The 12,120-nt window shown below is 70.9% G+C and carries 7 protein-coding genes; 6 read left to right on the forward strand and 1 reads right to left on the reverse strand.

Annotation, left to right across the window (positions count from 1 at the left end):
- Positions 1-212 precede the first annotated feature (212 nt).
- On the reverse strand, positions 213-2,420 hold the full coding sequence (locus E1218_RS31675) for an MMPL family transporter (RefSeq protein WP_233712599.1): 2,208 nt from the start codon (positions 2,418-2,420) through the stop codon (positions 213-215).
- 179 nt (positions 2,421-2,599) lie between these two features.
- Here E1218_RS31675 and E1218_RS31680 point away from each other — a divergent pair, with 179 nt between their 5' ends.
- The 6 genes from E1218_RS31680 to E1218_RS31705 form a co-directional block, all read left to right on the forward strand.
- Positions 2,600-3,967 carry an MFS transporter gene (locus tag E1218_RS31680; protein ID WP_132326726.1) on the forward strand — a complete coding sequence of 456 codons (1,368 nt, stop codon included), beginning with the start codon at positions 2,600-2,602 and terminating at the stop codon, positions 3,965-3,967.
- Positions 3,964-6,102, forward strand: a complete 2,139-nt coding sequence (locus E1218_RS31685) for a molybdopterin oxidoreductase family protein (RefSeq protein ID WP_132326727.1) — start codon at positions 3,964-3,966, stop codon at positions 6,100-6,102. The genes E1218_RS31680 and E1218_RS31685 overlap by 4 nt, the downstream gene beginning before the upstream one ends.
- On the forward strand, positions 6,099-10,010 hold the full coding sequence (gene nirB, locus E1218_RS31690; protein ID WP_132326728.1) for a nitrite reductase large subunit NirB: 3,912 nt from the start codon (positions 6,099-6,101) through the stop codon (positions 10,008-10,010). The genes E1218_RS31685 and nirB overlap by 4 nt, the downstream gene beginning before the upstream one ends.
- Positions 10,007-10,378, forward strand: a complete 372-nt coding sequence (nirD, locus tag E1218_RS31695; protein ID WP_132326729.1) for a nitrite reductase small subunit NirD — start codon at positions 10,007-10,009, stop codon at positions 10,376-10,378. Before nirB ends, nirD begins: the two co-directional genes overlap by 4 nt.
- Positions 10,368-11,495, forward strand: coding sequence for a uroporphyrinogen-III synthase (locus E1218_RS31700; protein ID WP_132326730.1), 1,128 nt, complete (start codon positions 10,368-10,370; stop codon positions 11,493-11,495). Before nirD ends, E1218_RS31700 begins: the two co-directional genes overlap by 11 nt.
- The coding region (locus E1218_RS31705) for a sirohydrochlorin chelatase (RefSeq protein ID WP_132326731.1) at positions 11,492-12,120 on the forward strand (629 nt) is incomplete at its 3' end. The genes E1218_RS31700 and E1218_RS31705, both read left to right, overlap by 4 nt.

Consider the following 12,120-nt stretch of genomic DNA (forward strand, 5'->3'; position numbering starts at 1 on the left):
GGGAAGAAGTGCGGGGGGAGGGTGCCTCGGGCGCAACGGACCCGGTGGGGACGCGCGGACGGTTACTGCTTTCGGTGGCGCAACGATGCGTCCACGGAGGCTTTCTCACGGACCGCAGTCGGCGACACCACGGTGTAGTCGACGAAGCGCGGTAGCGGGCACCGTTCGGTGGGTGGGAGCGGCGCGAGCGAGCGTGGTCGGTGCGGGGAGTTCTATTCGCCTGCTCGGGACAGCTTGCTGGGCCACCAGGCCTTCTTGCCGATGTCGTAGGCCAGCGCGGGGACGAGGAGGGAGCGGACGACGGTGGTGTCCAGGAGGACGCCGAAGGCGACCATGAAGGCGATCTGGACCAGGAACAGGATCGGTAGCACGGCGAGCGCGGAGAACGTCGCCGCGAGCACCACGCCGGCCGACGTGATGACGCCGCCGGTGACCGCGAGGCCGATCAGGATGCCCGGGCGGGTGCCTTGAGCCTGGGACTCCTCCCGCACCCGCGTCATCAGGAAGATCGAGTAGTCGATGCCCAGAGCAACAAGGAAGACGAACGCGTAGAGCGGGATGCTGGGATCGGCGCCGGGGAAGCCGAACACGTGGTTGAACATCAGCGCGCTCACCCCGACGGTCGCGCCGAAGGAGATCACGTTCGCCACCACCAGCAGCACCGCCGCCGTGATCGAGCGCAGCAACAGCATCAGGACGACGAAGATGACCGCCAGGATCGCTGGGATGATCACCCGGAGGTCGCGCTCACTCGCGTCCAGCACGTCCAGGTTGATCGCCGTGTTCCCGCCGACCAGGATGTCCGGTGACACCGTGTCCAGCTCGGTCCGCAGGTGCTCGACCACCTTCGTGGCCTCCGGTGAGTCGGCCGCGACCTCGAGCGTCGCCTGGACCAGCACCTTGCCCTCGACAACCTTCGGCGGTACGCCGGGAGCCTGCGACGCGGACGCCTCGCCGACCCCGTCCACCTGCGACGCGGTCCGGATCACCTGGTCGGCCCGCGCGACCGGGGTGAGGATCTGGACCGGCGTACCCGCGCCGGCGTCGAAGTGCCTGGCGAGCTGCTCCTGGCCGGTGACGGACTCCACCTCGTCCAGGAACAGATCCTCCTGCGAGATGCCGCTGGCGTTGAACGTCGGCAGGAACGCCGCGGACGCCAGCAGCGCCAGCGCGGTGATCGCCCACACCTTTCGCGGGCTGTTGCCGACCAGCCCCGAGACCCGGCCCCAGAGCTTGCGGCCGCCGACCTGGTCGCGGGCGTGCACGTGGTCGACCCGTGGGATGGACGGCCAGAAGATCCGCCGGCCGAAGGCGAGCAGGATCGCGGGCAGGAAGCTCATCGAGGCGATCAGCGCGCCGGCGATGCCGATCGCGCCGACCGGGCCGAGGCCTTTGGTGTTGCCGAGCTGGGAGAGCAGCAGGCAGAGCAGACCGAGGATAACCGTGGCGGCGCTGGCCGCGATCGGCTCGATCGACGCCCGCCAGGCGATCCGCATCGCGTCGTACTTGCTGGTGTAGTCGTGCAGCTCCTCTTTGTAACGGGAGACCAGTAGCAGCGAGTAGTCGGTCGCGGCCCCGACGACCAGGATGAACAGGATGCCCTGACTCTGCCCGTTCAGTTCGAGAACGCCGTTCTCGGCCAGCGGGTACACCACCAGCGCGGCGAGGGCGAGGCCGAGGACTGCGGTCAGCAGTACGGCGATCGGCAGGATCGGACTGCGGTAGACGATCAGCAGGATGACGAACACCACCGCCAGCGCGACCCCGAGCAGGATGCCGTCGATCCCGCCGAAGGCGACCACGAAGTCCGCGAAGACACCACCGGGACCGGTCACGTAGACCTGGAGACCGGCCGGGGTGAGGTCCTGCCTGATCTCGGTCCGCATGACCGCGGCGGCGGCGTACAGGACGGTCTCGCCTTCGTGCACCACGTCGTCGACCCGGTCGCCATCCAGCTCGACGGTGAGCAGCAGGGCCTTCCGGTCCTCCGACGGGATCACCGTCCTGGCCGGCGCGGCGAGGTAGTCGCCGATCGTCGAGCCGTTGCCGAGGTCGAGGGCCGGCACCTTGGCGAGGAACTCGTTGGCCTCGGCCAGGTCGGCCGGCGTGATCCCGGCCTCGCGCTGGATCAGGACGAAGTACGGCAGGGCGTTGGAGTCGACGAACTTCGCGGCCTCGTTGCTGACCAGCGTGGACTCGGCCTGCTTCGGGAGGAAGTCGGCGTTGTCGTTCTCCTGGACCTCGCTCAGCCGCCCGACCGTCGGGCCGCCCAGCGAGCCGAGCACCAGCCAGGCGATCAGCACGGCGGCGATCCCCGCCCGCCAGGCCCACCGGCCGCCATTGCGCCCCCTCCGCGCGCCGCGGTCGATGCCGCTCGGGTCCAGACCTGCGTCGTCGGTGGTCTGCTGAGTCGGATTCACCGGTGTCCCCTTGCCGTCGGTAGGGGCACAGTACCCAGCCCTCCCGATTCTTCTCTCACCACTCCCCGGCGGGTGTGCGGGAGCCGTTTCGGCGGCGTAACAACAAGATGACTACGCGGAAACACCCCGGTCATAGCGTCCTGGCCTAATCAGTGAGGTCGGATGATCGGAGACGCGAGATGACGCTCGAGGCACGACCGGACGCCGTCACCACCCGCGACGGAAGCGGTGCGGTGGGGACCGTCGAAGCGCCGCGGCGCGGACGCTGGATCGATGTCTGGGACCCCGAGGACGCCACCTTCTGGGCGACGAAGGGCCGGGCGGTCGCGCGGCGCAACCTCTGGCCGTCGATCTTCGCGGAGTTCCTCGGCTTCTCCGTCTGGCAGCTGTGGAGCATCGTGGTCGTCTCGATGCCGAAGGCCGGCTTCAGCTACTCCACGAACCAGCTGTTCTGGCTGGTCGCGCTGCCGAGCCTGGTCGGCGCGACCCTGCGGCTGCCCTACACCTTCGCCGTACCGCGGTTCGGCGGCCGGAACTGGACGATCGTGTCCGCGCTCCTGCTGCTGGTTCCGACCGCCGGGCTGTCGTACTTCACGACCCGGCCGGACACACCGTTCTGGCTGATGGCGCTGGTCGCGGCGACCGCGGGTGTCGGCGGCGGAAACTTCGCCAGCAGCATGACGAACATCTCCTTCTTCTACCCGGAGAAGGAGAAGGGATTCGCGCTCGGCATCAACGCGGCCGGCGGCAACCTGGGAGTGGCCGTGGTCCAGCTCCTGGTGCCGGTGGTGATCGTGCTCGGCGCCGGACTGTCGCTGAACCGGGCCGGCCTGCTGTGGATCCCGTTGATCGTGCTGGCCGCCGTCCTGGCCTGGAAGGTGATGGCCAACCTGTCGGTGGCGACGTCGTCGTTCCTCACCTCGATCGCGGCGGCGAAGCGGCCGCACACCTGGATCATCTCGTTCCTCTACATCGGCACGTTCGGCTCGTTCATCGGCTTCGGCGCGGCGTTCCCGCTGCTGATCACGACCACCTTCCCCGACATCACCGTGTCCCACATCGCCTTCCTCGGCGCCCTGGTCGGCTCGGTCGCCCGCCCGTTCGGCGGCAAGCTGGCCGACAAGCTCGGCGGCGCGCGGGTGACGGTCTGCGCCTTCGTGGTGATGGGGCTCGGCATCGTGGCGGCGATCGTGTCGCTGAACGCGGGCAGCTTCGCCGCGTTCCTGGTGAGCTTCCTGTTCCTGTTCGTCGCCAGCGGCGCCGGCAACGGGTCGACCTACCGGATGATCCCGGCGGTGTTCCGGCTGACCACGCCCGACGACCCGGGCCGGGCACGGCGGGAGGCGGCGGCCTGCATCGGGATCGCCTCCGCGGTCGGTGCGTACGGCGGCTTCCTCGTCCCGCGCGGGTTCGCGATGTCGACGAGCAGCTACGGCTCGCTGATCCCGGCGCTGTACGTCTTCTGCGGTTTCTACGTCGTCTGCCTGACCGTGACCTACTTCTGCTACCTCCGCAAGGGTGGCCCGCTCAGCCGGGAGCGCGTGTGAGCGGAATCCCTACCCACTGTCCGTACTGCGCTCTGCAGTGCGCCACCACGCTGCACCCAGTCGACCGGCCTGGTGCGGTCGAGGTACAGCCGCGCGCCACTCAGAGCTATCAGGGTGGCCCGACGAACATGGGCGGACTGTGCCGCAAGGGCTGGACGGCGCCCGAGGTGCTGACCGTGCCGGACCGCCTCACCACCCCGCTGGTCAGGGATGCCGCCGGTGACCTGGTGCCGGCGAGCTGGGACGAAGCGCTCGACGTCGTGGCCGACCGGATCCGGGCTCTGCAGACCGAGCACGGCAACGACGCCGTCGCGGTCTTCGGCGGCGGTGGGCTGACCAACGAGAAGGCGTACGCGCTCGGCAAGTTCGCCCGGGTGGCGCTGAAGACCGCGAACGTGGACTACAACGGCCGGTTCTGCATGTCGTCCGCGGCGGCCGCGACGAACCGTGCCTTCGGCATCGACCGCGGGCTGCCGTTCCCGTTGGCCGACGTGGCCGGAGCCGGCGCCGTCCTGCTGGTCGGCAGCAACCTCGCCGAGACGATGCCGCCCGCGGTCTCGCACCTCGAGGGCGTCCGCGGCTCGGGTGGGCTCCTGGTCGTCGACCCGCGCCGTAGCGCGACCGCCTCGCTGACCGAGGACGGAGCCGGTATCCATCTCCAGGCCACACCCGGCACCGATCTGGCGCTGGTGCTCGCGCTGACACACGTGGTCCTGCAGGAAGGTCTCGCGGACACGGCGTACCTGGCTGACCGGACCGACGACCCGGACGCGTTGTTCCGGTCGACCGCGTCCTGGTGGCCCGAGCGGGCCGAGCGGGTGACCGGCGTGCCTGCCGCGACGATCCGGCGGGCGGCGCGGGCGCTCGCCGCCGCTGCGCCGGTGCATGGGGGCGCGGGGGCGTTCATCCTGACCGGGCGTGGCGCAGAGCAGCACAGCAAGGGCACGGACACGGTAACGGCCTGCATCAACCTGGCGCTGGCGCTCGGTCTGCCCGGTCGGCTCGGCAGTGGGTACGGCTGCATCACCGGCCAGGGCAACGGCCAAGGCGGCCGCGAGCACGGTCAGAAGGCCGACCAGCTTCCCGGTTACCGCAGCATCGCCGACCCAGCTGCCAGAAATCACGTCGCCGGTGTCTGGGGCGTGGACCCGGCGAGCCTGCCTGGCCCCGGTAAGAGTGCCGTCGAGCTCATCAACGAGCTGGGCACGGAGGCCGGCCCGAAGGCGCTGCTCGTCCACGGCAGCAACCTGCTGGTCTCGGCGCCGCGGCTCGCGTCGGTGCGGGAGCGGCTGGCGTCGCTCGACCTGCTGGTGGTGGCTGACGTCGTCCCCTCGGAGACCGCGCTGCTGGCGGATGTCGTCTTCCCAGTGACCCAGTGGGCCGAAGAAGAAGGAACGATGACGTCGCTGGAGGGCCGGGTCATCCGGCGCCGAGCCGCGATCACCCCGCCGGGCGAGGTCCGCAGTGACCTGGCGATCTTCGCGGGCCTGGCCGAGCGGCTCGGGAGCCTGCCGTTCCCGACCGACCCGGCCGAGGTGTTCGAGGAGTTGCGGCTCGCCAGCAAGGGCGGCAAGGCGGACTACTCGGGCATCACCTGGGAGCGGATCGACGCCGGAGAGGCGCTCTTCTGGCCGGTGCCGGCCGAGGGTCATCCGGGGACGCCGCGGTTGTTCGCGGACGGTTTCGCCACCCCTGACGGACGCGCGCACGTCGTCCCGGTCGACCACCGCCCGGTCGCGGACGACCTGAACGCGGGCGCGCGGCTCTACCTGGTCACCGGTCGGCTGCTGCAGCACTACCAGAGCGGCGCCCAGACGCGCCGGGTGGCGGAGCTCGACGCGGCCGAGCCCGAGGTCTTCGCCCAGATTCATCCACGGATCGCCGCCCAGCTCGGGGTCTCCGACGGGCGCCCGATCCGGCTGCGGACCGCGCGCGGCTCGATGATCCTGCCGGCCCGGGTGACCGCCGACGTCCGTCCGGACACGGTCTTCGTGCCGTTCCACTACGGCGGCGCCGGCGCGGTCAACGAGCTCACGAACGACGCGCTCGACCCGGTCTCGCGGATGCCCGAGTTCAAGGCCTGTGCCGTCGACGTCACAGTGGCGGGCCTTCCGGCGACTGGAGTTCCGGCATGAACGAGAAGATCGTGATCATCGGGGGAGGCATGGCCGGACGGCGGCTGGCCGGGCTGCTGCCGTCGTACGACGTGACCGTCCTCGGGGACGAGGGGTCGTACAACCGTGGCCGGCTGACCGAGTACGTCGCCGGCCGCGCGGCTGAACCGGTGGTCGGTGACGAGGCGCCGGTGACCGTGGCCCGGGTGGACCGGGCCCGGCGCGTGGTCGCGGACACGGCTGGTCGCGAGTGGGCGTACGACCGGCTGGTGTTCGCGACCGGGGCGACGCCGGTGGTACCGGAGGGTGTGCCGGACGCGGCCGGGATCCACACGCTGCGGTCCGCGGCGGACGCACGGTCGATTGTCGACCATGTCTCCCGTGTGCGCCGTGCGGTCGTCCTCGGCGGGGGTGTGCTCGGGGTCGAGACCGCCTGTGCACTGCGGGAACGCGGTGTCGCGGTGACGGTGGTTCACGATGGGGAAACCCTTCTGGACAAGACGATCCGGCTCACCGCCGGCCGCCGGATCACCCGCGCGGTGCGGGAGCTCGGCGCCGAGGTGCTGCTGAACGCGAGCCTCGAAGGAGCCGAGACCCGGGACAAGTCGTTCCGGGCGCTGCGGTTGCGTGGCGGGCGGCAGGTGTTCGGTGACCTCCTGGTCGTTGCGTGCGGTGTGAAGCCGCGCACGGAGCTCGCGGCCGGTCTGCCGATCGGACCCGCGGGCGGGATCGTCGTCGACCGGGCGCTGACGAGCCCCGGTGACTCCCGGATCCACGCGATCGGGGACTGCGCCGAGATCGACGGTCTCGTCACCGGCACGGTCGCGTCGGCCTGGTCGCAGGCCGAGGCACTCGCCCGACACCTGGGTGGAGCCGAGTACCGCCTCCCCGACCACGAGGTCGTTCGGCTGACGTCCGGTGGGCTGGATCTGCTCGTTCTCGGAGGCAAGGAGGACGACGGCGAGGTGGTGCGGCTCGAGGACGGTGAGCGCTACGTCCGCGCCGTACTGCGGGACGGCATCGTGCGGTCGGCCGTCGCGGTCGGTGCGCCGGACGTGGCCGCCGAGCTCGTGCTGCTGGCGGACCGGGGTACGCCGGTCGCGGCGGAGGGACTGCTCGCGGCACCCGACGTACCGACGAGGAAGCCGGCCACCGTGTGCCGGTGCAACGGGGTCACGAGGGCCGCGATCGAGGCGGCCTGGCGCGGAGGTGCCGACAGCGTCGCCGGCATCGCCGCGACCACGCGGGCGACGACCGGGTGCGGCAGTTGCACCGGTGCCGTCGGCGCGCTGCTCGACCGCTTCCGCCGCGGCGAGACCGAGGAAGTTCCGACCAGGAGGGCGACGATGACAGAGCTGAACAGGGCCCGGCACGTGGTGGTGGTGGGCGGAGGCATGGTCGCGCACCGGCTGGTCGAGGCGCTGCGGTCGCGGGACACCGGAGTCGAGTGGCGGATCACCGTGCTCGCCGAGGAACCACGCTCGCCGTACGACCGGGTGGCGCTGACGAGTTACTTCTCCGGCCGCGACCCGCACGACCTCTCGCTGGGTGAGCCGGAGCTCTGGGACGACCCCGCGGTGACGTTGCGCAAGGGCGTCCAGGTCACGTCGTTCGACACCTCGGCGAAGACCGTGACGACGGCGCGCGGCGAGCAGATCGGGTACGACGAGCTCGTCCTGGCGACGGGATCCTCGGCGTTCGTGCCGCCGGTGAAGAACAACGACGCCCAGGGCTGTTTCGTCTACCGGACCATCGACGACGTGGCCGCGCTGCGGGTGTACGTCGAGCGGCTCAAGAGCGAGGGCAAGGACGTCAACGGTGTCGTCGTCGGTGGCGGTCTGCTCGGGCTCGAGGCGGCCGGCGCGCTCCGGGCCCTCGGCGCGGCGACCAAGGTGGTGGAGTTCGCGCCGCGGCTGATGCCGTTGCAGGTGGACGAGGGCGGTGGCGCCGCGCTCGCCCGGCTGATCGAGGGGCTCGACGTCGAGGTGCTCGTGTCGACCCAGTGCACCAGGGTCAAGCTCACCTCGCAGGGTTCCGCGAAGGCGATGGCTGTTGCCGACGGCCCCGACCTGCCGGCCGACGTGGTCGTGTTCGCCACCGGCGTCCGGCCGCGGGACGAGCTCGCCCGCGCGGCCGGTCTGGACGTCGGTGAGCGCGGCGGTGTGGCGGTCGACGAGGCCTGCCGGACGTCGGTGCCGGGCGTCTGGGCGATCGGTGAGGTCGCCTGCATCGAAGGCCGCGTCTGGGGACTGGTCGCCCCCGGCTACACGATGGCCGAGATCGTCGCCGACCGGCTGCTCGGCGGCGAGGCGACCTTCCCGGGTGCGGACACCTCGACGAAGCTGAAGCTGCTCGGCGTCGACGTGGCCAGCTTCGGCGACGCCTTCGGTACGTCGGAGGGCGCGCTCGACATCGTCTACGCCGACCCGATCGCCGGGGTCTACAAGAAGCTCGTGCTGTCGGACGACGCCCGGACCCTGCTCGGCGGCATCCTCGTCGGCGACGCGTCGGCGTACTCGGGGCTTCGCCCGATGGTCGGCCGCGAGCTCGGGGCGGACCCGGCGGCGTTCCTGCTGCCGGAGGGCGCCGGACCGGTCAAGCTGGAGCTTCCCGACGACGCGGCGGTCTGTTCCTGCAACAACGTCTCGGCCGGGACGATCCGGTGCGCCGTGCGGGACGAAGGCTGCGGCGACATCAAGTCCGTGTGCGGGAAGACCAAAGCCGGCACCAGCTGCGGGTCCTGCCTGCCGATCGTGAAGAACCTGCTGAACACCGAGCTGACCAAGGCCGGTGTCGAGGTCAGCAAAGCCCTGTGCGAGCACTTCGCGCTGTCGCGGGCGGAGCTGTTCGACGTGGTCCGGGTGACCGGGCTGCGGACGTTCAGCGAGATCGTCGGCCGGCACGGCAGCGGTCGCGGCTGCGACATCTGCAAGCCCGTGGTCGCGTCCATTCTGGCGAGTCTGGACCCGGCCGGGCACGTGCTCGACGGTGAGCGGGCGACCCTGCAGGACACCAACGACCACGTGATGGCCAACATGCAGAAGGACGGCACGTACTCCGTCGTCCCGCGGATCCCCGGCGGTGAGATCACCCCGGAGGGCCTGATCACGATCGGCGAGGTGGCCCGCGACTTCGGCCTCTACACGAAGATCACCGGCGGCCAGCGGGTCGACCTGTTCGGCGCCCGGATCGAGCAGTTGCCGGCGATCTGGAAGCGGCTGGTCGACGCCGGGTTCGAGTCCGGGCACGCGTACGGCAAGGCGCTGCGGACGGTGAAGTCGTGTGTCGGGTCCACCTGGTGCCGCTACGGCGTACAGGACTCCGTCGGGATGGCCATCGCGCTGGAACTGCGGTACCGCGGGCTGCGGTCGCCGCACAAGCTCAAACTCGGTGTCTCCGGCTGTGCCCGGGAGTGCGCGGAGGCCCGCGGCAAGGACGTCGGCGTGATCGCGACCGAGAAGGGCTGGAACCTGTACGTCGGCGGCAACGGCGGGATGACGCCGCGGCACGCCGAACTGCTCGCCTCCGACCTCAGCGACGAGGAACTGTTCCGGGCGATCGACCGGTTCCTGATGTACTACGTCCGGACCGGTGACCGGCTGCAGCGGACCTCGGTCTGGCTCAGCGAGATCGGAGGCGGTCTCGACCACGTCCGGGACGTCGTACTGAACGACAGCCTGGGCATCGCCGCCGACCTGGACGCGGCCATGGCCAAGCACGTCGACGCGTACGTCGACGAGTGGCGCGCCACCCTGGACGACCCCGACAAGCTGGCCCGGTTCGTGTCGTTCGTGAACGCACCGGACCAGCCCGACGCCGACCTGCGGTACGTGGTCGAGCGCAACCAGCCGCGCCCGGCCACCCCGGCCGAACGCGGACAGCTGGAGCCGGTGCTGCTGGCCGGCCCCCGACTGGAGGTACGCCCGTGAGTCTCACTGCCATCGGTCAGACGGTGGTCTGCCGGTACGACGCACTGCTGCCGGAGCGCGGGGTCGCCGCGCTGGTCGGGTCGGTGCAGCTCGCGCTGTTCCGGATCCACGACGGCACGGTCTTCGCCATCGGCAACCAGGATCCGTTCAGCGGCGCGAACGTGATGTCGCGCGGCATCGTCGGCAGCCGGGGTGACGTGCACACGGTCGCGTCGCCGATGTTCAAGCAGGTCTTCGACCTGCGCACCGGTGTGTGCCTCGACGATCCGTCGGTGTCGCTGCCGGTGTTCCCGGTGGAGATCGTCGACGGACAGGTGCTGGTGACCGGGGCGTGGGGCGGGGAAGGAATCCAGCGCGGTGAGCAGTAAGCCCGGGCCGCTCAGTGGCTGCACGATCGCGATCACCGCGCACCGTCGCGCGGAGGATCTGATCGCCTCGTTCGAGCGGCGCGGCGCCAAGGTGCTGCACGCGCCGACCCTGCAGATCGTGCCGGTCGCCGACGACCACGCGCTGCTCGAGGCGACCCGGCGGGTGATCGCGAACCCGCCGGACGACGTCGTCGTCACCACCGCGGTCGGCTTCCGCGGCTGGATCGAGGCGGCCGACACCGCCGGGCTGGCCGCCGATCTGCTCGGCACACTGGAACAGTCGCGCATCCTCGCCCGCGGCCCGAAGGCGCGCGGTGCGATCCGGGCCGCCGGACTCGTCGAGCACTGGTCCGCCCGCTCGGAGACGACCGCCGAGGTGGTGGAGTGGCTGCGCGACCAGGGTGTTGACGGGCGGAAGATCGTCGTTCAACTGCACGGTCTGTCGGATCCCGGTCTCCAGGAGTCGCTGCGGGCCGCCGGTGCGTCCGTGCGCGGGCTGGAGGTCTATCGCTGGGGGCCGGCGCCCGATCCAGCGCTGGTCGTCCGGATGATCGGGCAGCTCTGTTCGGGCGCCGTGGACGCCGTTGTCCACACGTCGGCGCCCGGTGCGCAGGCGATGTTCGACGCGGCGGCGCTCTCCGGGCAGTACGACGCACTGCTCGCGTCACTGCGGTCCGGGCGGGTGCTGAACGCGTGTGTCGGGCCGGTGACAGCCGCGCCGTTCCACGCGGTAGGGCTGGAGCCGTTGATCCCGGACCGGTTTCGGTTGGGCGCGTTGATCCGGATTGTCACCGACCGGCTGACGGACGACAACGCGCGGTCGATCGAGACCGAGTTCGGGCAGTTGGTGATTCGTGGTGGTGCGGCGGTCCTGGATGGTGTGGTGCTTCCACTCGGGCCGGGCCCACGCGCCGTACTGGCCGCTCTTGTGGCCGCCGGTGGTGATGTGGTGTCGCGACCGGAACTGCTCGCGGTCCTCCCCGGCGCCGAGGACGTCCACGCGGTCGAAGTCACAGTGAACAGACTCCGCACAGCAGTCGGCCGCCCGGAACTCGTCCGCACAGTCGTCAGACGCGGTTACCGCCTTGCCGTCGAGTCAGCCGGAGTCGCCTCATGACGACACCCACGGAGCTCGCGGGGTTCCTCCAACAGAACCACCGACGCCGCCGGCCCGCCCCGAGCGCCGGCGTCGACCTGGTCGCCGCCGCTCACGGGACGGCGGATCCGCGCGGCATCCGGGTTGTGCACGAGCTCGTTCGGGAGATGGCTCGTCAACGTCCGGATCTGCCGATCTCGTTGGGGTTCGTCGATGTCGACGTACCTGCTCTGCCTGGGCTGGTCGGTCGCGTCATCGCCGACGCCGGCGAAGCGGTGGTCGTACCACTGCTGCTGTCCGGCGGCTACCACGTCCACGTCGACATCGCCGCCGAGGCCGCCCGCTACCCCGGCCGGGTGCACACCACCCCGGCCCTCGGCCCACACCCCGTGCTGGCGGACATCCTCGCCGACCACCTCGGCGACCTCTCGCACACCGACCGCGTCATCCTCGCCGCCGCTGGCTCCTCCGACCCCCGCGCCCTCGCCGACTGCACCGAAACTGCCGACCTGCTGTCCACCCGCATCGACCGCCCGGTCACCACCGCCTACATCTCCGGCGAAGGCGAACCCCTCACCTCAGTCCTCTCCCGGACCCCAGGCCGCCTGGCCGTCGCGACGTACCTTCTGGCGCCGGGATACTTCGC

It is taken from the genome of Kribbella turkmenica, from assembly GCF_004348725.1.
Taxonomy (GTDB): Bacteria; Actinomycetota; Actinomycetes; order Propionibacteriales; family Kribbellaceae; genus Kribbella; species Kribbella turkmenica.

Bases quoted from the DNA above. Each gene is read 5' to 3' on its own strand.
- E1218_RS31680 (WP_132326726.1), top strand. From the start codon at position 2,600: ATGACGCTCGAGGCACGACCGGACGCCGTCACCACCCGCGACGGAAGC.
- nirB (WP_132326728.1), top strand. From the start codon at position 6,099: ATGAACGAGAAGATCGTGATCATCGGGGGAGGCATGGCCGGACGGCGG.